The sequence below is a fragment of the Desulfonispora thiosulfatigenes DSM 11270 genome (assembly GCF_900176035.1).
Lineage (GTDB): Bacteria > Bacillota > Peptococcia > Peptococcales > Desulfonisporaceae > Desulfonispora > Desulfonispora thiosulfatigenes.
This window is the reverse complement of record NZ_FWWT01000008.1, coordinates 69,452-92,647: the sequence shown is the minus strand read 5'-3', so window position 1 is coordinate 92,647 and position 23,196 is coordinate 69,452. Positions and strand designations below refer to the sequence as shown.

The following is a 23,196-nucleotide window of genomic DNA, read 5'->3' as shown; positions in this document are numbered from 1 at the left end:
GGATGAAATGGATAAATTAAGTAAAGACTTAGATTATTTACATGAATATTTTAGTGTGCAGGGTGTTAATTTAGCTATAGCAGAGTATATTTTTATTTTAGAAAGTCCTCATGTAGAAGAATTAAAATATAAATTACCCGTAGCAGGTAGCTCAGGGAAAATGATGACTAAACATTTATTCCCAGAGGAATACAAAAAAAAGCCCTTACCATTAGGGTTATTCCTAGATTCTGAGAGTGGGGAAAATGAAAAAGTTCAAAAAATAGGTATAACTAACATTTGTGAAATCCCAATGCAGAAATTAGCGTATCCAGAAGACGTCCAAGAAAAGTATCAGCAAATCTTAAGTATTCTAGAAAGGTTAAGAAAAAATGTTAAAAGATTAAGTGACAAAGAATTAATAATTAAAGAAATTTTACTTACTAAGTTTAAAATTAAAATTCAAAGCGTACAAAAAGACACTTTACTCATTCCTTGTGGAAAAACAGCCGAATATTACCTAAAACAAATGATTAATGAAAAGGACTGGAATATTATCTGGGAAGTACCACATCCCTCTTATGGTAGTTGGTCCAAGAAAAAATATCAGACCAAAATTAAGGAATTGAAAAAACTAGTTAATTTATAGTAGCAATCTTTAAGTCTATGCATAGAGTAAGGGTGAAACTAGAAAAAATGTCCTATTGTTAATTAAAGGCAGAAAGGTTATACTGTAGTGTACCGTATTTGAACTAAGCACAGTGGTATGAATAAGCGCCTGGACCAGTACATGGTTGACGAGGGGGAAGTTTAATCGAAAATTCGGCGGATGCTTCCCGGTTGCTGCATGACCGAAAAAGATATCTTAAATCCTAAAAGTAATTTTAGGGACAAAGGGTATTAGATGCAGTGTGCTTAAACTTAGGAGGATTTTTTAATGGTAAAGTTAGATGAAAAAAATGGATATGAGCATTTTATGCTTAAAGAAATCCATGAACAGCCAGCAACTGTAAACAGAACATTAAATGGAAGAATCGAAAACAATAAGGTGACATTTCAAGACTTTGAAATATCCTTAGAAACAGCAAAAAAATGGAATAAGGTGTATATTGTTGCCTGTGGAACGGCTTACCATGCAGGACTAGTAGGAAAAAAACTATTCGAAAAATTATTAAAAATGCCAGTAGAAGTAGACATTGCTTCTGAATTCGCGTTTCGTGAACCATTAGTAGATGAAAAAACTTTAGTAATTGTTGTAACCCAGTCCGGAGAAACAACAGATACCTTAGAAGCCTTAAGAGAAGCAAAAAGCAAAGGTGCAGATGTTATGGCAATTACTAACGTAGTAGATAGCACAATAGCTCGTGAATCAGATTATGTAATCTATATCTGGGCAGGATCAGAAGTAGCGATACCTTCTACTAAAGCCTATACCGCAATGCTAATAGCTGAGTATTTATTAGTATTATATTTAGGTCAAATAAAAGGAATAATAGATGAAGAAACATCAGCAAAAATCATTAAAGAATTACAACAGCTACCAAAAGAAATTGAAAAGATTTTAGCAGAAGTTGATAAATTTGAAAAAATTGCACAAGAGTTTAAAGATAAAGAAAACGTATTCTTTATTGGACGTGGATTTGACTGGGCAATAGCATTAGAAGGAGCACTAAAGTTAAAAGAAACTTCTTATATTCATGCTGAAGCCTATCCTTCAGGTGAATTTAAGCACGGAACAACAGCATTAGTTAATGAAGGTACTTTAATTATTGCCGTTTGCACTCAAAAATCTATCTATGACAAAACCTTAGCTAACATTAAAGAATTTAGTGAAAGAGGAGCAAAGGTTGTAGCTATTGGCGTAGAAGGGGATACTGAATTGGCGAAATATACTGAAGAAGTAATATATATCCCAGAAGTTGATAATTTATTATTACCAGCACTTGCGGTTATGCCTTTACAATTAATCGCTTACTATATTTCGAAAGCAAAAGGCTGTGAAATAGATCAGCCGAGAAATTTAACAAAGGCAGTAATTGGATAAATAAGTATCGATCATAAACTACATTATTATTTGCAAAAAAATGTGACTAATAATAGCCAATGAAAAAATAATACAATAGTTTTAAGGAGCCCGTGCGGGTAATCAGAGAATTCTGGTTACCTTCACGGGTTTTTTGTACCTTCCCCCCTGGATAATATAGGTATAAAATGATATAATATGAAGTAGTATTATTAAAATTGTCGAAATTAATTATATTTAACTATTATAGTCTAAAAGATAAGAGCAGTTTTCTGACTTATAAAATCGCTGATTTTATAAAAGGAGTGAATTTTTCGAAAAATGAAAAAACAACGAAAAAGCACATATCTTAAACTAAAGCGAGCTTTAAAGGAAAAAGAAGAATTATTAGATTTATTCTTTAGTCAATCGCAGGATGGTTTTTTCTTTATGATAATAGATGAGCCGGTTTATTGGAATGATGAAGTGGATAAAGAAAAGGTAATGGATTATGTTTTTGCTCATCAAAGAATAACCAAAGTTAATAGTGCTATGCTTAAGCAGTATGGATACACCAAGGACGAATTTTTAGGACTAACTCCTAATGATTTATTTGCTTATAACCCTAATTATGGTAAGGAATTATGGGTAGAATTTTTTGATCACGGAAAAGTCCATTTTGATACTGATGAACGTAAAAAAGACGGTACTCAAATATGGATAGAAGGAGATTATACCTGTCTTTATGATGCCCAAGGTAGGATTATTGGTCACTTTGGTATTCAGCGTGAGGTAACTGAAAAGAAAACTATGGAAAAGGAGTTAAAAAGGATAGCAGAATCTCAAGCATTATTATTAGATAATATTGATCATCATATTTGGTATTTAAAAAGCTATGATACTTATGGACTTGTTAATAAAGCCCATGCAAATTTTTATAGACTAAACATTGAGAAAGTAGAAAATCAATCAATTTATAATTTCATGTCTAAAAAGGAAGCGGATAGATGCATAGAAAGTAATAAAAGAGTTTTTAAAGAGCGAAAAAAAATATGTACTGAAGAAGAATTAACAAATTATAAAGGTAAATTAAGAACTTTCTCAATTGTCAAAACCCCTTATATAGGTAAAGATGGAAATGTAGAGTATGTGATTTGTTGTGCAGAGGATATCACTGAGCGCAAACAAAAGGAGGCACAATTAAAACATTTAAGTCTTTATGATCAACTAACAGGTCTCTATAATCGCAATTATTTTGAAGCGCAAATTAAGAAATTAATAGATGTTAATAGTCATCCCATATCGGTAATATCTTGTGATTTAGATGGGCTTAAAATAATTAATGATACAATAGGACATGAAAATGGAGACAAATTATTAAAAATATGTGCAGATATATTACGAAAATTCTTGCGTACTGGGGATACTTTAGCACGTACAGGTGGAGATGAATTTTCTATCTTGTTAAATAAGACCACAAAAAGAGAAAGTGAAAAAATAGTTAGCGAAATTAGAAATAGTGTAAATTATTATAACTTAAAAAATCAAGATCTTCCTCTTAGCCTTTCTTTAGGAACTGCCACAACAACTATTAGTTGCAAATCATTAAATGATACATTAAAAAAAGCAGATGAAAAAATGTACCATGAAAAATTAATTCAAAAAAGAAGTAGTCGTAGTCAAATTATAGACTCATTAATGGCAGCTTTGGCAGAAAAAGATTATATTACAGAAGGACATTCGCATAGAATTTCGGAATATTGTATAGAAATTGGTGAAAAATTTAATTTAGCTTCAAATATAATTACAAATCTTAATCTTTTAGCTCAAGTTCATGATTTAGGAAAGGTAGGAATACCAGATAGCATTCTTTTAAAGGCTGGCCCCTTAACAAGTGAAGAATGGGAGATAATGAAAAAACATTCTGAAAAAGGCTACCGCATTGCCATTTCTTCACCAGATCTTGCAAAAATTGCCGATTTAATTTTAAAACATCATGAAAAATGGGATGGTACGGGTTACCCATTAAAGATAAAAGGAGCTAAAATTCCAATAGAGTGTAGAATATTAGCTGTCGTTGATGCCTTTGATGCCATGACAAGTAATAGGCCGTACAATAAACCAAAGAGTAAATCAGAAGCTATAAAAGAGTTAAAAAGATGCGCTGGTACCCAATTTGATCCAGATATAGTTAAATTGTTCTTGAGGATATTAAGTAATGAAAAAGACTAAAATGAAGTGTAAAATAATAGTATAAGTTTTGATAATCGTTGCTGTTAATAATTATTATTAATTCCTGTATATATCCGGGTTAATTGCAAATAATGAGAAGACATTACTTAAAATAGAAGGTGTTTATCATGAAAGTTGCAATTATGGGTGCAGGATTAGCGGGCTTAGCTTGTGCGATAACTTTAGAAAAGTTTGGCATAGAGCCAATTATCTTTGAAGATAGGGAACAAGTAGGGGATAGATTTAAAAATGGCGAAATTATTCTTTCCTTAATGAATAGACCGGTGAGAGATGCTCTAGCTTATTTATCTGAAAACTATGAAATTTTTTTAAGTCCTATTGGCAATATCAAGGCAATGAATGTCTTTTCTGAAAATAATCAAGCAACGATAGAGGGGCAACTAGGCTTTAGTAATATTAGAGGACGTCATCAAGATTCTATGGAGGCTCAACTTGCTAGACAAGTAAAAAGTAAAATTTTCTTTAATTCTAAGTTTACTTATGAGGAATTACTAAAAGATTTTACGCATGTTATTTTAGCTACAGGTGATGCGGCTTATGCTAAGGAAATTCAAAATTTTAAGGAAGATTTAACAGTTACGTTAAAAGGAGCAATAGTAGAAGGAAATTTTAATTGCTTTAAGGTAGCCTCATGGCTTGATAGTAGATTTGCACCTCAAGGGTATGGTTACATGATTCCTCTTTCAAAAACTGAGGCAAATATCGTGATTGCTTACCCAGAGTATCCCGAAAATCAGAAGAACAATCTTGAAGAAATGTGGAAATTATATTTTCAAAAAGTTTGCAAAGATATTAAACAAGACTTAAAGATAGTGGATAATTTTGAAGTGAACAAATATATTATCGGAACTTGCCAATATCCACGTATTGGAAATACCTTTTTTGTGGGGAATAATTTTGGTTCTATTATGCCTTTTCTAGGTTTTGGTCAATATGTGGCCATTTTAACAGGTATTTACGCAGCCATGGATCTATGTGGACAAGGTAGCTATGAAGAATTAACTAAACCTTTAAAAAAAGCTTATACTAATTCTTTAGTTTTACGCAGGGCTATGGAAAAGCTAGACAACAAAGCTCTTGATACATTAGTAAAATCTTTGGATAGTAAAATTATTGAGAAAGTATTTAACACTAGTAGCTTTGATCCTTTAAGGTATGTTAGCTATATTTTAAGACCCTTAGTTAAAAATACTTTGAAATGAATCGATGTGGTTTTATGAACGAGTTAGTAAAAAAGGTTAAAATAGTTTTTATTGTCTGTCTTATTTTAGCAACCTCATTGACTTACCTAAGCATTTACGTGCCCATGAAGGATGTCCTAAAAAAGAGCGAATTAGAAAACTTATCCTTAATGGCACAAGCTAATAAACATATTTTAGAGCATAGGCTCGAGCGTTGTAAAGAGGGTTCTGCTAGTATGTCTAGCAGAACCATGATAAGGCGTAAAGCGCTAGAATATAAAAATAACCTTATTAGTATTGATGAGTTAAAAGATTATACTAATCCCTTATACTATGATGGAATTAAGGCTTTAGAAAATGTAATAGGGGCATATAGGGTTGTAGATAACCAAATCATTGCCAAGCAAGGAATTATAGATGAAAAAAGGATTAAGGACTTAAAAAAAGTCCAGAGCTTAACCTGTAAGATCGAAGATCAAGATAAATATCAGGTTATAGTGTATTCACCCATTAAAGAAAATGAGTTGATTTTAGGTTATGATATAGTTTTTTATGATATTAATCCAATTATAGAAAAATTAAATAAAAATCATATCCAATCCTTAGTTTTAGAGCAAAAAAAAGCGCAAGTTTTACTAAATAACAAGGACACTTCGTTAAGTGAAAATTTCTCTTTAATTACGGACGGTAATTACACTGGATTTATAAGTAAATTAGCTAGCACGGATAAATACATATATACAAAAATGAATAATGATATTTTATTTAGGCCTATACAAAGAGTTCTTCGTATTACATTCATAGGATTTGCAATTAGCATACTATTTTTTATATTTTTAACTAACTGGTTAATTGTGAAAAATGCCAAAAAACTATTATCTCGAGCTGAAAAAGGACAAGAAGAGTATAAAGAATATGCCCTTAAAGATCCATTAACAGGAGTGTACTCTAGGTGGTTTTTTGAACAATGGATAAATAGTGAAGTTGATAAACAAGAACATGAAAAAAGCCTGTATACATTTATTATGATAGATGTAGATAATTTTAAAAGTATTAATGATAAAAATGGGCATACCATCGGGGATAAAGTTCTGCAAAAAATAGCAGAAATTTTAAAGTCTTCAGTTAGAGATGGAGATTTTGTGATCAGATATGGTGGGGACGAGTTTTTATTAATCCTAAATAAATGCTGTAAGAATTTTGCGAATGATATTGTGCAAAGAATTCAAACTAACATACATAATTTAGATGATTTTAAATTTAAAGTAGATATATCTTTTGGAATTCAAGAACTAAAAAATAAAAATGAAATATTTGAAGTTCTCAGACTAGCTGATTTAAAAATGTATGAGTGCAAGAAAAGAAATAAAGGAAATTAACTCTATATAGGCAGGGGATTAATATGATGAAAAATTATATGGAAGATGTAGTTGAAGAAATATTAACGAGGGTTTTGAAGGAATATAAAGATATATGCAAATGTGAGAAATGTATTGAAGATGTAAAAGCGCTTACCCTAAATAAATTTTATCCTTTATATGTTGTAACTGAGCAAGGAAATACTTATGCGAAATTACATGAACTAGAAATGCAATTTCATACCGACATTCTTAAAGAAATTATCAAGTCAATAGAGATAATTTGTAAAAATCCTCGGCATTTAAAAAGCTAAAATTTAAATTTTGGCTTTTTTTTAATTAGAAGAGAGCAATTTTTTAGAATAGTTGTAAAAAACCTAAGACTTTGATATATTTAAATTAAATAAATACGCAAAAAATAGGTTTATTTGTAAAGTCTTTTTTGAAAAATTTAACTTTACAATAATTAAAAGGGAAGTGGGTGTGAGTCCCACGCGGTCCCGCCGCTGTAATAGAGTAGTCTTTTCTATGAGCCACTAGTTTAAAACTGGGAAGGCAGAAAAGATGTTGATACTTAAGCCAGAAGACCTGCCTATTTTGTAACACCATTAACTCTACGGGAGATAGGGGGTGACTTAGCTGTAAGTAATATGCTTATTTAAGCATATTTTATGGCTGGTTTTCTGACCTCTAAAACAATTGTTTTAGAGATTTTTTATGTAAAGGATTATTCGGTGGAAAAGGACAATCTTTTATACAAACTAATTGTATGTATATATTGTCATAAATCAAATTATTAAGAGGTGGAAGAATGCATTATAAAAATAACTTTAAAAATAGTATAGCAATCTTATTAATGATAACTATACTATTAAGTTTTTTACCCGTAGGAGCATTTGCTGATACAGCAGATATTACTACAAAAACACCACAACAATTAGCGCAAGAAACAACAGCGGAAATAGTTAAATATTACGCGAGTAAATCTAGCTTAACTTCGTGGGATGGATTTTCTTGGGATCAATTAGGAGGACTGAAAGGAGCGGGGGAGGATTTACAAAGTGAAAAGTGGAAAAAGAAACTCCCCCTGTGGAAAAGTGAAGATTTAACTGATAAGTCTCAAGAAACTGATTATGCTGCAAAAATTTTAGGGTCGCTAGCCAAAGGAGAAAATCCTAAAAATTTATGGAATGGTAGAAATGTTGTTAGCGAATTACAAAACAAACAAAATAAGGAAGGATCTTTTGGTTTAAGTAACAGTCATGTTTGGGCGATGATTGCTCTTGATGCAGCGAGTGGAGAGTATGATGTAGATAAGGCTCTAAATCACTTAATAGCTCAGCAAAAGGCTGATGGTGGGTTTAATTTTTTTGGTCAAGATGGTGATGCCGATAGTACAGGAATGGTTTTAATTGCTTTATCTAATCATCAGGAGAACAAAAATGTACAAACTGCGATTGCTAAATCTTTAGAATTTCTGAAAAAAGATCAACTTAGTAGTGCAGGTTTTAGATCATGGGGAACAGAAAGTTCTAATACTATTGCAACAGTTATTTCTGGTCTTGTTGCTGTAGGAGAAAATATATTTACGGATAAATGGCAAAAAAATAACAAGACAATGCTTGATGCTTTATTTGCATTTCAATTAGATGATAAAACTTTTATGTACACTTTCCCATCAAAAGGTGAACCAAAGAAGTCTGATTCTTTTGCTACCAGCCAATCCTTTATTGCTTTAGGTGATATTAGTAATGGTGATAGTGTGTGGAAAAGATTAGACAAAGTAAATCATAGCCCAGGGGATACTACTCCAAATAATCCAAGTGAGAAACCTAATGATGATAAAGATAACCCACTAGGTGATAGAGTAAATGTTCATCTTCGCATAGAAGGAATTAAGAGTAATATTTTAGATAAAGATATTAATGCTCAACCTACAAAAGGGAAAGTAACAGCACTAGATGTTATAAAAAAGGCTTTAGATGCTGAAAAGATAAGTTATAAAATTCCAACAAATCAATATGGTGCCTACATTCAAAATATTCAAGGAGAAAGTGCTGGAAAATTTGGTGGTTATGATGGCTGGATGTATCTAGTTAGTGGTAAACCTTCCAATGTAGGAATAGGGGAACAAGTTATTAATGAAGGCGATGAAATAATCGTTTATTATGGTATGTTTGCCCCAGACACATTAGTACCAATTGTAGATATTTCGCCAAGTTCACCTCAAAAAGGAGATAATTTAGAAATTACCGTAAGTTCTAATTATTTTGACTGGAACTCGAATAAAGATGTAAATGTCAAAGTTACGGGAGCAACGGTAACCTTTAATAATCAGGAATATACTACCGATGATAGTGGAACTGTAACGATACAAGCTAAAGATATGAATTATGGAGAAAAGTATTTTTTAAAGGTTAGCAAAGATGTACAGGATAGTTATCCGAGAATTGTGAGAACGGGAGAAATCCCGGTAGTGTATACTAATAAAACAGATAGCACCGGTGGTAATGACAATACTGATCCTAACGTAAAAAAAGTTAGCCTTTACGTTAAAGGTGATAAAGGTGTAATTTTAACAACTAAACAGGTTGAATTAAGAAAAAATGATACGCCTTTTAGTATTTTAGAACGTGAATTACCAGGACAAGTGCAGTTTAGTGGTTCGGGATCAAGCATTTATGTTCGTGGTATCAATGGTCTTTTTGAATTTGATAAAGGTCCAGAAAGTGGCTGGATGTTCGCTGTTAATGGTGACTTCATTCAGGGTAGTGCAAGTAATTATGAGCTGGAAAACGGTGATAGTGTTGAGTGGCTCTATACTTTAAATATGGGTAAAGATGTAGGGGATAAAAATACAAGTGGTTCACCTGGGACTATAGTAGATCCAGTAAAACCTGGAGAAGTCGTAAAACCATCAGCAGAAGTACAAAAGGCGGTATCAGACAAAGTCAAATTTACTACTAAAAGCATATTAGCACAGGATAATATTTCTGATTGGTCGTTATTTGCTTTAGTTCGTAATAATGAAAAAATTCCAGAAAAATATATAGATTCTTTAAAAGATACGCTTAAAAATAACAAAGGTGAATTTAGAAAAATAACAGATTTAGAAAGAACTGTTTTATTAGCGAGGTCACTTGGCTTAAATCCACTTAACATTGAGGGTATAAATCTTATTGAAAAGGTTTACAATCATAGTAACCTTGAAAAGCAAGGTGTCAATGGTGTTATTTTTGCTTTAATTGCTTTAGATAGTGGAAATTATGACATTCCAGCAGGGTCTAAATGGACAAGGGATAATTTAACTACAACAATTTTAACTTATCAACATTCAGATGGTAGTTTTTCATTAGCGAAAAATGGAGAGAGCGATCTTGATATTACAGCTATGGCAGTACAAGCACTTGCTAACTATAAAAATCAAGAAACTGCTCAAAAGGCCATCGACAAAGCCTTAAATTATCTTGCTACGAATACTAAAAGTGAAAACTGTGAGAATGTGGCTCAAATTATTATTGCTTTAACTTCTTTAGGAATTACACCTGAAGATAGTAGATTTATTAAAGATGACAAGACATTATTAACAAGATTATTAAGCTTTGCAAGAGAAGATGGGAGCTTTAGTCATGTTAAAGGTGGAGCAAGAGATGAAATAGCAACCGAGCAAGCTTTAACTGCCCTTGTTGCTTATGAAAGATATTTAAAGGGACAAAATAAAGTTTACTTTTTATCTAATGATAAGTTAGAGCCAAAACCAGAGAAACCTGAAGTACCATCTGGAGGTTATTCTGATGAAGCAGAAATATCTAATTGGGCTTTTAATAGTGTCCTAAAAGCAAAAGAGTATCAGCTTATGAATGGCACAGACTTAGTTAAAAACACTTTTGAAGGAAAAAGAAATATCACTAGAGCTGAGTTTGTAAGTTTATTATTAAATTTATTAGATAAAAAAGAAAACCAAAAAGTTATAAGTACGCAAAATAATATAAATAAGCAAAATAATACTATTAAACAAAATAATACTTTTAATAAAGTGTATAAAGATGTAAAACCTGGAGACTGGCATTATACTGCAGTCATGACAGCTAGGGAAAAAGGTTTAGTAGTAGGGGTATCTCCTGACGAGTTTGCATCACAAAAACCTATCTCTAGAGAAGAAATGGCGGCTATCCTTGTTAGAGCCCTGAAACTAGATACTTCTTTTGATAATGACAATACTGAAGCTAGTATAATTAAAGATAATCTTCAAATCTCTGATTGGGCAAAGGATTCTGTCTTAACTGTGTTTAAGGAAAAAATTATAGTGGGGGATAATGGATATTTTAGTCCTAAAAAACCGACCACTCGTGAAATGGCAGCAGCCATAGCTGTAAGATTATATGAAAAGAAGTAAAGTTAAGGGAGATCTTTCTCCCTTCTTTATTTTTAAAAAGTAAAAAATATAGATAATGAAAAAGATTTTATAATATAGACAATGAAAAAGGATTTATAGTAGAAATAAGGAAGAAAATTTTAAAGTATAGAAAGTTAAATAGGATTTATCGTATTCTATAATGTATTTTTCGTAGATATAAGGAGGAAAATTTAGTTATGAGGGATTTAGAAATAAATAAGAAAACAAAAGAAAAAGGACAGGAGATAAAGCAAGATAGACAGATTAACCAGCAGATAAACCGAGCAAAGAATAATGAAAATATAGCTAGTAGTAGGACCGGAAAAATTAAAATTATTTCTACGCTATTACTACTATTTTCTTTTACCTTACTAGTTTCCTGTGGTAATAATAGTGAAAAATCTTTAGAAGAAAACAAACTCCAAGAGTCTACAAAAACTCAAGGGACAGAGGTACAAGTAAATTTACAGGATAAGAGTAAATCTAAAAGTTCTCAAGATGCAAATGAGCAAGCAGGTTCAAAAAATCCTGATTTAACTAAAAATAACCTTGAGAACACAGCAAACGCAAAAGGCACAGATTCAGCAAAAAACAGTAATTCGACTACGTCAAATAATAAAGGTCAAACAAATAATAAGAACAATAACCAAGTTCAAAGTAACACTCAACAAAGTAATCCAACACAAACTAATTCTCAAAGTCAAATTAAACCCCAAGCCCCTATTAATCCTCCAGCTCAACCTAAAGCAGAAATGATTAGTGTATCTATTATAGGACCAAAAGAAACAGGGAGTATTTTAGGTAGTACAAAGGTTAAATTTGCAGAAAAAGATACAGTTTTAGATATTTTATTAAAGATTACTAAAGAAAAACGAATTCAAATGGAGTATACAGGAGCAAAAGGTTTCGCATATATTGAAGGAATTAATAATATCTATGAATTTGATCATGGGCCTGAAAGTGGCTGGGTTTATCGCGTAAATAGTACCTTTCCAAACCAAAGTGTAGGAGCCTATAAAGTAAAGCCAGGAGATAAAATTGAATTTTTATATACAATTGATTTAGGACGAGAATTTAATAAAGGTATAGGGGTAAATCAATAGTGCAAGGTTTTTCAAACAGGCATCCTTTAGTTATTTTTGCTTATTATCTCTTTCTTATTATCTTTGCAATTTTACTTTTTCATCCAGTTTATTTGAGTATAGCCTTATGCTCAAGCTTTATTTTTAATTTAATTGTCACTGATAAAACGAGTTTATTTAAATCAGGGAAGTTTTATTTGAATATGGCGATTGCAGTTTTTTTGATTAACCCAATATTAAATCATCGAGGCGCCACAATTTTATTTTACCTTTTTAATAATCCAATTACCTTAGAAGCTACTATTTATGGACTAATAATGAGTTTATCTTTACTGACAATTTTAATGATCTTTCATTCATTGCAAAAGGTTTTAGATCACCATAAATTTTTATATTTATTTGGCAAACTTATACCTACTACGGCATTTTTAATTATGATGACGATTCGTTTTGTGCCTTTATTAAAAAGAAGATTAGAAGAAATAACCCTAGTGCAAAAAACAAAAGGGGTAGACACTTCTGTAGGTACCTTAAAAAAGAAAGCTAGGGATGGAATGCAACTTCTAAATGTATTAGTCAACTGGTCTTTAGAAGAAGCCTTACAAACTGCCGATTCTATGAAAGCTAGAGGTTATGGATTAACCCAAAGAACAAGTTATTTAGTATATAAAATGAAAAAACGAGACATAGGTTTATTAGTTTTTATTCTTATTCTTAGCTTGGTTACAATGTATGGCTGGTTTCAGGGTTATTCTAGCTTAAATATTTATCCAGAATTACAAAGAATCTCATTTAATATACTCGATATGTTTTTTTATGGTGTTTTTTTACTCCTAAGTTTTATACCTGTGATTGAAGAAGGAAAGGAAGCTCTAGTATGGCAATTATGGAAATTAAAAACCTGAATTTTCGCTATCCTGGGGAACAGGAAAATGCGTTAACCGGGGTCAATTTAATGATAGAAGAAGGAAGTTTTGTAGTATTATGTGGGCCCTCAGGATCTGGGAAAACCACGTTATTACGCAATTTAAAAAAAGAGATAACTCCCATCGGGGAAAAAACAGGGCAAATTTTATATCAAGATAAAGAACTGGAATCATTAGATTTGCTAAAATCGATTAGTGAAATAGGCATGGTTTTTCAAGATCCCGAAAATCAAATTGTTTTAGATACTGTAATCCAAGAACTTGCCTTTTCATTAGAAAATTTAGGACTAGCACCGGAAGTGATTAAAAAAAGAACCTCTGAAATTGTTACCTTTTTTGGTTTAGAAGATTCTTTAGATAAGCTTATTCATGAGTTATCAGGTGGTCAAAAGCAAATTGTTAATTTGTGTTCGGTATTAATGTTTCAGCCCAAGGTACTTCTTTTAGATGAGCCCACTTCTCAATTAGATCCCATTGGGGCAAAGAAATTTATTAAAATGCTCTATGACTTAAATCAAGAACTTTCTCTAACAGTTATTTTAAGTGAGCATAGACTAGAAGATGTTTTTCCCCTGGCCGACAAAATTGTCTACTTAGAAGCAGGAAAAATAAAATATCAAGGTAATCCAAAGCAAATTAGTAAAACTATAATGGAAAGTAAGCAAACTAGGGATTTAGCCTTTTTACCTGCAATTGCCCGAATGTACCAAAACTTAAATAATACCAGCAAAATAAAGACAGAGCAAATTCCACTCACAGTACGAGAAGCAAAACAATTTATTAAAGAAAACAAACAAGTGATTAAGTCAAATAGTAGAAGCGGTGCTAATGAACAAAATAATAACAATGAGCATAATATTAGTAATAAATTAAATGATGGTGTAAATAATAAATTTAATAATAAATCAGAACATAATAAGTTCAAAGTTATTCGGTCAAAATCCCCCACCCCTGATCCATTACTAAAATGTCAAGAAATCTATTTTAAATATAGTCCTAAAAGCCCTTTAATATTAAAGGATCTTTCCCTGACTATTGAAGCAGGAGATTTTTTAGCTGTTTTAGGGGGAAATGGAGCAGGTAAGTCCACTCTGTTAAAAGTTTTAGCGGGGCTACTTTCACCGCAAAAGGGTAATGTTTATTTACACAATAAAAAATTAAAGCAGATAGATAATCCAGAAAAATATCAAAAAATAGGTTATGTTGCTCAAAATCCTTTGCTCCATTTTACGCTGGACACGGTGGAAGCCGAGCTAGAGCACTCTGGGGTTAAAGTTAATAACGTAAATACTCAAAACAGCTTAAATACTAAATTTATAAATGCTAAACTTAGAAACGACCAACTAATTCAAGGTAATCAGGTTAGCCAAATTACTCGAGAGCAAATTATCACTTTATTTGATTTGCAAAACTTATTTTCAAAGCACCCCTATGATTTAAGTGGAGGGCAGCAGCAAAAACTTGCCATTGCTTGTGTGCTACTTAATAATCCTGATATTTTATTACTTGATGAACCTACTAAAGGTTTAGATCCTATCTCTAAAGTAAATTTTATGCAGATTCTGAATAAATTACGTCAAAAAGGCTTGACCATAATTATGAGTACCCATGATGTTGAATTTACAGCTGGGTATGCCACGAAGTGCGCACTTTTATTTAATGGTGAAATATCTTTTAGCGGAAGCCCTACGGATTTTTTTAGTAGTAATTATTATTACACCACAGCTATCAATAGAGCTATAAGAGACTATCTGCCGACAGCTTTAACAGAAACAGATGTGATTAAATTGTGCAATACAGCTGATAGTCATAAGAACGATATAAATAATAAAGATGTGAAAAAAGATGATTTTTAAAGATATGACTTTAGGTATAGTATGGACGTCAAATTATTATTTATTAGTAGCTGTTGCACTTATGGTTTTATCTTTTATTCCTTTAATACGCAAATTTGAAGCTAAAAAGCTAGAAGCAAAAGAGATTGTAATAATTGCGATCTTAGCTGCTATTGCTGCTGTAAGTAGAATACCTTTTGCGGCATTACCCAGCGTTCAACCTACTTCGTTTGTAATTATTATGACTGGAATTGTCTTTGGCAGGGAGACCGGATTTTTGGTAGGGATAGTTAGTGCGTTTGTTTCGAATATTTTTTTAGGACAAGGACCCTGGACACCCTGGCAAATGTTTGCATGGGGTTTAATGGGGTTTACGGCGGGATATTTTCAGAAAAAAAACTGGTTCAATAGCTCCCCCAAATTATTAATCTTTGGTTTTGTCTGGGGTTTTATTTTTGGCTGGATAATGAATTTGTGGTTTTTAGTTGGTTTTATTTCTCCTTTTTCTTGGAAAGGCTTATTGACGGCCTATTTAGCTAGCTTTTATTTTGATTTAGCCCATGGAATTTCAAATGTATTTTTCTTAAAAGTATTTGCGCATAAATGGGAAAAAATGCTCCAGAGAATTAAAAGGAAATATGGCTTGTTTATTAAAAATTAATTTTCTATTGACATTTAGCTGACACATTCACCTGTTAATCTAACAATGTAATCAAATTAATTACAAAAGGAGAGGATTACATTGAAAAAAATATTATCCGTACTTGCCACAGGTGCTTTAGGCTTAAGCTTGCTAGCACCAACAGCATCTTTTGCTGCAGATACTGTAAGCAAAACAGAGGTAGAAAACAACAAGCCTGGGATACACCGAGCATTTAAACAAAACCTTGCTGACCATAAAAGACCAGAAATGAAACTAGATGACGCAACTAAGGCGAAGTTAACCGAAATTAGAGAAAAGGTAAAAGTAGGAGAATTAACTAAAGAACAAGCAAAAGCGGAAATAGAAGGGTTAGGAATTAAATTTCCTGATCATAAAAAACCAGAAATGAAAATAGATGAAGCAACCAAGGCCAAGTTAACCGAAATTAGAGAAAAGGTAAAAGCAGGCGAGTTAACTAAAGAACAAGCAAAAACACAAATGGAAGAGTTAGGAATTAAGAATTTTGGACCAGGTAAAAATTTTAAAAAGTAATTAGGTAAAACTTAATAATGATAAATAGAAAAAACAGTAATAGTTAAACATGGAACATGACTTTCTTTAAAAGAAGGTCATGTTCCTAAATTTATGTAAAGCTTTTTACTTTTAGATCTAGAATGAGTAAAATAAAATAGGGGAAGGAGCATTAATATGAAAAAAATATTAATTATTGAAGATGAGCCTGCAATTTCTCGTGTTTTGAAATTATATTTAGAAAAAGAAAAATATCAAGTATTTCAGGAATTTAATGGAGATGAAGCCGTTCAAAAATTTGCAAGCTTAGATCCAGATCTTGTTTTATTGGATATTATGCTGCCTAATAAAGATGGCTGGAGTATTTTAGAGGATATACGTCAAAAAAGCTCTTGTCCAGTTATTATGTTAAGCGCACTTGGGCAAATTGACAATAAATTAAAAGGTTTAAAAAATGGTGCAGATGACTATATAACTAAACCTTTTATTGCCGAGGAAGTTATTGAAAGAGTAAGAGCGGTATTAAGAAGATCGGCTCATGAATTTATGGATAACGAAGATATTAGATATTTCGGTAATTTAAAGGTCGACTTTAAATCTCATAGGATTTTTCACCAGGGATTAGAACTTACTTTTATTCCCAGGGATCTTTCCCTAATAATTTTTTTTGCAAAACACCCTAATCAGACATTTACGAGAGAGCAGTTAATTGATAATGTGTGGGGAATTGATTTTGAAGGTAGCGATAGAGCGGTTGATTTGGCTATTAAAAGAATTAGAAATATTTTAAAAAATTGGGCATCATCAGAAGGTACGATAAAAACTATTAGAGGATTGGGGTATCAATTTTGTGTTAAAGGAAAATGACAAGAGAGTTCCCTTACTGCGTTACTGGACAACGAGATATTTGGTTACTTTATTAATTGGCTTAATACTTATTGGAATTATTTCTACTTTATTTATAAAAAATAGTACCATAAAAAAACGTATAGACATTATGCATATTTTTGCTTCTGAAATAGCAGATATAGTTATTGATAATAACGGTCAAATGAATATTAATTTTAAGCTTGCAAGAATCATTGAAAAAAGGGATAGATTCTTAAAGTTAGATAAAGGTTTTATAATGGTTTTGGACAAACGTGGGCAAATAGTTTATGGTAAATCACCTATCATAGATAAAATAATATTGGATAATACATTCTTATCTTTAGAAGATACAGAACATTACAAGAAAATAAAATTTAGTAATAATAAAGTTTTTTATCAAGTAACACATAAAATTGAAACGGTTAATAACGAAACCCTTGGTTGGGTTATTATGCTCAATCCTGAAAGAAGTATTATTAAAAGTCCTGAGGAAATGAAACTTCTAGTGATGATGCTAATTGGTTTAGCTATTCTCGGGTGGTTAGTAATATACTTACTTACCCGCAAACTATCTAGGCCTATAATGGATTTAAAAGAAGCTATGAATAAAGTTGATAATGGTAATTATGATATACATTTAGATAATAATCATAAGCAAAAAGAAATATACGAATTAATGAATTCTTTTGAACAAATGACTATTCGATTAAAAAGTTTAGAAAGGCTGCGTACAGAACTTTTAGCAGGTATTACCCACGAGTTAAAAACTCCAGTTACTTCAATAAGCGCCCTGCTCCAAGCTATGAAAGATGGGGTTGTTTCTAAAGAAGAAGAAAATGAGTTTTTGGAGATGTGTTATGAGGAAACAAATAGACTAGAAAAAATGATTGAAGATTTATTAGATTATAACTCCTTTGCAGTTGGGGCTATAAAAGTAGATAAAGAAAAAGTTGATATAAATTTACTTATTAAAGAAATTACCTATCAATGGCATATTGGACAGGAAGACGTGGTAGAAGTAAATACTGTTTTACTTGAGAAGTCTATTTTGATTCAAACTGATCCTAATCGTATCCGACAAATCTTATATAATTTATTGAATAATGCTAAACAAGCTCTTAGGGATAAGGGAAAAATAGAGATAATTATGCATCAAGAAAATAATGAAATTCGAATTGATATCAAAGATAATGGGAGGGGGATTCCTCTAGGGGAGCAAGATTTAATATTTGAACGATTCTATCGAGGAAAGGAAAAAATGGATAATATCAGAGGATTAGGATTAGGGCTTGCTTCTAGTAAATTAATGGCTCAGGAATTAGGGGGTGACTTGATTTTAAAAGAAAGTTCTATCAAAGGCACAATCTTTACTTTAATAATTGCTAAACCCACAAAGAAAACAACTTTTACGTAATAGAGATTTAGTTCATAAAATAATTTCCTGCCCAATAGGATGCAATTTGCATTTTATTTTTTAGGAAACAAAATTTTAAAAAGGAATTTTACTCTTTCTGTCAAAAGTATATTAAAAAGGATTATTTTAAAGTTTAAACATGATTTATTTTTTAGAGTATGTTAAAATTTAAGCACGATTTATTTTAAAAGAAGGGAAGTGGTACGAAGATTAGCCGAACCATGAAAGAATAATCTAATTATAACTAAACGAGGAGGGCAAGATGAATAAAATAAAAGTGGACAAGTTAAAATTACACAAGACAAAAATATTAACCTTAGTATTGGTACCAGTTTTACTAATTGGCTTATTGACAGGTTGTACGCCTGCAGAACTAGGATTATATGATCTGCAAAAGGAAATGAGCAATTTAAATGTATATGAAACTACTGGTGAAGTAGAGATTAAACTTGATCAAATCCCGAAAGAAATGCAAGAAGAAATGGGCGAAAAGGATCTAGCAATGCTGCAAACTCTTTTAAAGTTCTCCACTTTAAATTATGAAATGCGCGTTAATGTCGAAGATGAATTTATGGATGGAAGCTTTTATTTAAAAAATAAATTTACAAATGGCAAAGAAAAATTAATTTCGTACACAATTAAAGGCGATAATATTTATTTAAAAGTAGATGATTTAAAGATAATTTTAGAGAGATTTAGTGATAATGAAGAAATTAAAGACTTTTTAGCAGCAGTAGGTGATGCTAAATATATTCACATTAATAGTCAAAAAGATTTAGAAACTCCTTTATATGGCGATGGTCAAATTAAAAAGCAACGTGATATATCTATTAAATTATTAGATGGTCTAGTACACGAGGTTTATCGTGATTTTGAATTAGGGATGATTGAGCAAAAGGGAGATACGTATATTGTAAAACTTGATGCTAATAGTCTTACTAATTTCTTAAAACCATTTTTACTATATTCTTTAGAAAATAGTAATAAGGTAGGAAACTTTGCTAAAAACTTCATTACAAACTTAAATGCTGAAGAATTAAAAATGTTTCAGTTAACTCCTGAAATGCAAACAGAAGCAGTTAAGGGAATTGATGAACTGTTAACTAATATTAGTGCTGACAAAGAAGAAATGAAGGCTCAAATCAATCAAATGGATGCCTTTATAAATCCTATGATTAAAGAAACTTTAGGCGATTCAAAAATTGAAACTAAAATAACTAAACTAGCTGAAGGTAACTATTCTTCAGAGCAATCAATTAAAATTCATATTAAAGACCCTGCAAATAAGGATGAATCTTTTAATATGTCACTTACAGAAAAAGCAACAAGCAAAGTAATTGAGCCGTTTGAATATTCTTTCCCAAATAAAGATCTTACGAGCTTAGAATTAGTAGCTAAAAAAATGCCACCAAAAATGAATGTTAGTATAGATGGCAATTTTTACACATTATCAAAAGGACTAGACACAGATTTTGCAGAAGTAGAAGCTAAGATTATTAATGATAGAACTTATTTACCTCTTCGTCAGATAGCAGAAGCTTTTGATGAAAAGGTAGTTTGGGACGAAACTGCTAAAGTAGCTTTTATAGAACGTGGTGATAAACGTACAGAGATCACAGGTACTATTATTGAAAATACTACTTTTGTCCAAATTAGAGATTTTGAAAAAGTAGGTTACGGTGTGAAGTGGAACGCAAAAACGCAAATGGTAACTATTAAAAAGAAATAAAAACACAAACAATATTAGGTCAAGCTTATCCTATAAATTAGCTACCTAAAATTGTTATAGCAAAAGCAATAATTGCTCAAATTAAAAGGGATTTTACTAGTTTAAGTAAAATCCCTTTTTTTATACAGATTTAATTAATTTTGATCGGACTTTATGCTTAATTATTGCTTGAGCAAATGATTAAGCTATTCTTACCTATAACAACTATCTAATCTTATTTATGTGTTTTTACGTTAGCATCCTTAATTTTTCAATTCGATTTTTTTCGATTTCTTCAATGATAAATTGGATATTATTGTGTTCAATCTTTTCCCCCATACTAGGGAATCTGCCTAAGATATCAATTACAAAGCCACCAATAGAATCAAAATCCTCTGACTCCAAGTGAACCCCAATCAATTCATTGACTACATCTATTCGCGTACTTCCCCGGAGAACATACTCATCTTCTTTAATTACTTCAATTTCATCTACTTCTTCGTGGTCATATTCATCTCTGATATCACCCACTATTTCTTCCACGAGATCTTCAATGGTTATAATACCATCAGTCCCACCGTATTCATCTAAGACAATAGCCATAGGAATATGCTTTGTTCTCATTTCTGCAAATAGCTCAGAAGTACGTTTAAATTCATAGGTGAAAAAAGGTTCTCGCATGAAATTCTTTACGTTAAAGGTTTCATTATCACCCTCAAAGAAAATGAAATCCTTAATATATAATATTCCCACGATATTATCATTATTTTCCTCATAGATAGGAAGGCGAGAGAATTTTTCTTCTTTAAAAATAGTAAGAATTTCATCATAGGTTGAATTTATATCTACTGATACAATATCCATCCGTGGAGTCATGACATCCTTTGCCTGTGAATCCCCAAACTCAAAAACATTGTCAATCATCTTTTTCTCGTCGTTTTCTAAAACACCTTCTTCATGACTTACTGTAACCATTGTTTTTAATTCATCTTCTGTAATAAAAGGTTGCTTCTTCGGAGCCTTACCACTTATTAACCTTACAATAACATTTGTTAAAGATATTAATACTATGATAATAGGGTTTAAAATGGTAGCAATAAAAGCTATTACTCTTGATACTTTTAACGCAACCTTCTCTGAATTTTGGGTAGCTATAGATTTTGGCACAATTTCACCAAAAATTAACACTAGAATAGTCATTATTCCAGTTGCAATACCTACACCCGTACTTCCCCAAGTATCAATTGCTAGAGAAGTTGCTAATGCCGAAGCACCAATATTAACAACATTATTTCCTACTAAAATAGATCCTAACAATTTATTTGGATTTTCTATTAGTTTACTAATTAATTCTGCTCCTTTAACACCTTCATCTACCATATTTCTAAGTCTTATTTTACTAAGGGACATTAAAGAAGTCTCTGATGCAGAGAAAAAACCAGAAAAAAATAGTAAAACAAGTAAGGCTATAAATTGCCACGTGACCCCAGGTTCCAAATTTACCACACTCCCATTAAATTTTTATAAATTTTTAGATAATTATACCATAAATTCATAATTATATTAAGACTTAAATGTACAATAATCAATAGTTATATTATATAACTATTATATGATATTTTCACAAACAAATAATAACAATTTTAAATAATTTTATTTTTCTAAAGGATAAGTGAAAACACCTTTTAGAATATGTTAATATAATACTTAAGAAGATATAATATTATGAACATTTACATAAAAAAAATCAGGATAAGGGGGTTTGATTTTATGTCACCGATAAAAGTAATGGTTGTTGACGACTCAGCCTTTATGAGACGAATAATAATTTCCACCTTAGAAAAAAGTAATGAGATTGAAATAGTCGGTTATGCACGTAATGGTGAAGATGCCTTGAACAAAATAAAAATTTATAAACCTGATGTAATTACCTTAGATGTTGAAATGCCGATTATGAATGGTATTGAAACTTTAGAAAAATTAATTTGCGAAAATCCACTTCCTGTAATTATGATTAGCTCCCTTACTACAGAAGGGGCTAGCCTAACCTTACACGCTTTAGAATTAGGTGCTGTTGATTTTGTAGCTAAACCTGAAAAAAGAGAGGAAATGGCTCTATTAGAAGAAGAACTAGTACATAAAGTAAAAATTGCGGCTAGAGTAAAAGTAAATAAAAAATGCACAGTTCCTGGGACAATCAAAAAGCCAGAGCTATCTCCAGAAAAAATCAAGCAAGATAAAATAAATCAGGATAAAAAAATCGATGTAAAAAATAAAATAGAAGTAGTCGCAATTGGAACGTCAACAGGTGGACCTCCTGCTTTACAAAAATTGTTACTTTCTTTACCTAAAAATTTTCCTGTAGGAATCGTAATTGTCCAGCATATGCCAAAAGGATTTACGGGACCCTTAGCTACTAGGCTAAATAAACTGTGTGAGATAGATATTAAAGAAGCCGAAGAAGGAGATAAAATTGCTCCAGGAAAGGTGTTAATCGCTCCAGCTGGTTATCAAATAGACTTTAAGCGAACTGGAAAAGAAGTAATCGTAAATTTAAAAACTGTGGCACCTATTCAAACTCGCTTTAAACCTTCCGTGGATGTGATGTTGCTTTCTTTAAAAAAGGTGTATGGAGGAAACTGCTTAGGTGTAATTTTAACCGGCATGGGTAGTGATGGTACAATAGGATTAACAGAATTAAAAAAATTAGGCGCCACCGTCCTTGCCCAAGATGAAGCATCTTCAGTCGTCTACGGGATGCCAAAAAGCGCCGTTGAAGCAGGTGTGGTAGATAAGATCCTGCCCCTGTCTCAAATCGCAGGCGAAATGCAAAAGATAGTGAGAAAATAAGCTAGGAAATAAGCCCCTTAAATAAAAACTTAAGCGTATCAAATTAATGTCTATTAATACTTTTTTCGTATTAATAGACATTTTAATTTTCTTAGTAATATTAAATATATTGTGAAAAAAATCTTTTTTTGATAAAATTTTATTTATGTTTAAAAAAATTGTCGAAAA

17 protein-coding genes and 1 riboswitch are annotated in these 23,196 nt (G+C 31.4%); of the genes, 16 read left to right on the top strand and 1 reads right to left on the bottom strand.

What is annotated here, in order from left to right; genetic code table 11:
* Positions 1-7 precede the first annotated feature (7 nt).
* From B8965_RS02205 to B8965_RS02135, 15 genes are all read left to right on the top strand, one after another.
* A complete protein-coding gene (locus B8965_RS02205) occupies positions 8-628 on the top strand; it encodes a uracil-DNA glycosylase family protein (RefSeq protein WP_084052237.1) in 621 nt (206 codons plus the stop codon).
* A 288-nt stretch (positions 629-916) separates the two neighbouring features.
* Positions 917-2,023, top strand: coding sequence for a glutamine--fructose-6-phosphate transaminase (isomerizing) (gene glmS, locus B8965_RS02200; protein WP_084052236.1), 1,107 nt, complete (start codon positions 917-919; stop codon positions 2,021-2,023).
* A gap of 300 nt (positions 2,024-2,323) precedes the next feature.
* On the top strand, positions 2,324-4,213 hold the full coding sequence (locus tag B8965_RS02195) for a sensor domain-containing diguanylate cyclase/phosphohydrolase (protein WP_084052235.1): 1,890 nt from the start codon (positions 2,324-2,326) through the stop codon (positions 4,211-4,213).
* Between the two features lie 128 nt (positions 4,214-4,341).
* A complete protein-coding gene (locus B8965_RS02190; RefSeq protein WP_084052234.1) occupies positions 4,342-5,436 on the top strand; it encodes an NAD(P)/FAD-dependent oxidoreductase in 1,095 nt (364 codons plus the stop codon).
* Between the two features lie 14 nt (positions 5,437-5,450).
* Entirely contained in the window at positions 5,451-6,794 is a 1,344-nt protein-coding gene (locus tag B8965_RS02185; protein ID WP_159446249.1) for a GGDEF domain-containing protein, read from the top strand.
* Positions 6,795-6,820: 26 nt separating this feature from the next.
* Positions 6,821-7,087, top strand: a complete 267-nt coding sequence (locus B8965_RS02180; protein ID WP_278336315.1) for a late competence development ComFB family protein — start codon at positions 6,821-6,823, stop codon at positions 7,085-7,087.
* 90 nt (positions 7,088-7,177) lie between these two features.
* Positions 7,178-7,383: riboswitch (cobalamin riboswitch) on the top strand.
* A 201-nt stretch (positions 7,384-7,584) separates the two neighbouring features.
* Positions 7,585-11,169 (top strand): DUF4430 domain-containing protein, encoded by a 3,585-nt coding sequence (locus tag B8965_RS02175; protein WP_084052231.1) that lies wholly within the window; start codon positions 7,585-7,587, stop codon positions 11,167-11,169.
* 197 nt (positions 11,170-11,366) lie between these two features.
* Positions 11,367-12,272: a DUF4430 domain-containing protein gene (locus B8965_RS02170; protein ID WP_084052230.1), complete on the top strand. Its 906-nt coding sequence runs from the start codon at positions 11,367-11,369 to the stop codon at positions 12,270-12,272.
* On the top strand, positions 12,272-13,156 hold the full coding sequence (locus tag B8965_RS02165; protein WP_159446248.1) for an energy-coupling factor transporter transmembrane component T: 885 nt from the start codon (positions 12,272-12,274) through the stop codon (positions 13,154-13,156). The genes B8965_RS02170 and B8965_RS02165 overlap by 1 nt, the downstream gene beginning before the upstream one ends.
* A complete protein-coding gene (locus B8965_RS02160) occupies positions 13,129-15,033 on the top strand; it encodes an ABC transporter ATP-binding protein (RefSeq protein WP_084052228.1) in 1,905 nt (634 codons plus the stop codon). Before B8965_RS02165 ends, B8965_RS02160 begins: the two co-directional genes overlap by 28 nt.
* The gene (locus B8965_RS02155; protein ID WP_084052227.1) at positions 15,023-15,673 is read left to right on the top strand and encodes an ECF transporter S component; all 651 of its coding nucleotides are present in this window, start codon (positions 15,023-15,025) and stop codon (positions 15,671-15,673) included. The genes B8965_RS02160 and B8965_RS02155 overlap by 11 nt, the downstream gene beginning before the upstream one ends.
* A gap of 81 nt (positions 15,674-15,754) precedes the next feature.
* Complete coding sequence (locus tag B8965_RS02150) at positions 15,755-16,207, top strand: hypothetical protein (RefSeq protein ID WP_084052226.1); 453 nt, start codon at positions 15,755-15,757, stop codon at positions 16,205-16,207.
* A 156-nt stretch (positions 16,208-16,363) separates the two neighbouring features.
* On the top strand, positions 16,364-17,053 hold the full coding sequence (locus B8965_RS02145) for a response regulator transcription factor (protein ID WP_084052225.1): 690 nt from the start codon (positions 16,364-16,366) through the stop codon (positions 17,051-17,053).
* Complete coding sequence (locus B8965_RS02140) at positions 17,037-18,470, top strand: HAMP domain-containing sensor histidine kinase (protein WP_084052224.1); 1,434 nt, start codon at positions 17,037-17,039, stop codon at positions 18,468-18,470. The genes B8965_RS02145 and B8965_RS02140 overlap by 17 nt, the downstream gene beginning before the upstream one ends.
* Positions 18,471-18,732: 262 nt before the next feature.
* A complete protein-coding gene (locus B8965_RS02135; protein WP_084052223.1) occupies positions 18,733-20,199 on the top strand; it encodes a copper amine oxidase N-terminal domain-containing protein in 1,467 nt (488 codons plus the stop codon).
* A gap of 228 nt (positions 20,200-20,427) precedes the next feature.
* On the opposite strand, the gene B8965_RS02130 is transcribed toward B8965_RS02135, so the two are convergent.
* On the bottom strand, positions 20,428-21,675 hold the full coding sequence (locus tag B8965_RS02130) for a hemolysin family protein (RefSeq protein ID WP_084052222.1): 1,248 nt from the start codon (positions 21,673-21,675) through the stop codon (positions 20,428-20,430).
* A gap of 273 nt (positions 21,676-21,948) precedes the next feature.
* Here B8965_RS02130 and B8965_RS02125 point away from each other — a divergent pair, with 273 nt between their 5' ends.
* A complete protein-coding gene (locus tag B8965_RS02125) occupies positions 21,949-23,028 on the top strand; it encodes a protein-glutamate methylesterase/protein-glutamine glutaminase (protein ID WP_159446247.1) in 1,080 nt (359 codons plus the stop codon).
* Positions 23,029-23,196: the final 168 nt, after the last annotated feature.

Excerpts from the sequence above, each read along its gene's own strand:
- B8965_RS02205 (WP_084052237.1), top strand. The coding sequence starts at position 8 with ATGGATAAATTAAGTAAAGACTTAGATTATTTACATGAATATTTTAGT.
- glmS (WP_084052236.1), top strand. The coding sequence starts at position 917 with ATGGTAAAGTTAGATGAAAAAAATGGATATGAGCATTTTATGCTTAAA.
- B8965_RS02195 (WP_084052235.1), top strand. The coding sequence starts at position 2,324 with ATGAAAAAACAACGAAAAAGCACATATCTTAAACTAAAGCGAGCTTTA.
- B8965_RS02190 (WP_084052234.1), top strand. The coding sequence starts at position 4,342 with ATGAAAGTTGCAATTATGGGTGCAGGATTAGCGGGCTTAGCTTGTGCG.
- B8965_RS02185 (WP_159446249.1), top strand. The coding sequence starts at position 5,451 with ATGAACGAGTTAGTAAAAAAGGTTAAAATAGTTTTTATTGTCTGTCTT.
- B8965_RS02180 (WP_278336315.1), top strand. The coding sequence starts at position 6,821 with ATGAAAAATTATATGGAAGATGTAGTTGAAGAAATATTAACGAGGGTT.
- B8965_RS02175 (WP_084052231.1), top strand. The coding sequence starts at position 7,585 with ATGCATTATAAAAATAACTTTAAAAATAGTATAGCAATCTTATTAATG.
- B8965_RS02170 (WP_084052230.1), top strand. The coding sequence starts at position 11,367 with ATGAGGGATTTAGAAATAAATAAGAAAACAAAAGAAAAAGGACAGGAG.
- B8965_RS02160 (WP_084052228.1), top strand. The coding sequence starts at position 13,129 with ATGGCAATTATGGAAATTAAAAACCTGAATTTTCGCTATCCTGGGGAA.
- B8965_RS02155 (WP_084052227.1), top strand. The coding sequence starts at position 15,023 with ATGATTTTTAAAGATATGACTTTAGGTATAGTATGGACGTCAAATTAT.
- B8965_RS02145 (WP_084052225.1), top strand. The coding sequence starts at position 16,364 with ATGAAAAAAATATTAATTATTGAAGATGAGCCTGCAATTTCTCGTGTT.
- B8965_RS02135 (WP_084052223.1), top strand. The coding sequence starts at position 18,733 with ATGAATAAAATAAAAGTGGACAAGTTAAAATTACACAAGACAAAAATA.
- B8965_RS02125 (WP_159446247.1), top strand. The coding sequence starts at position 21,949 with ATGTCACCGATAAAAGTAATGGTTGTTGACGACTCAGCCTTTATGAGA.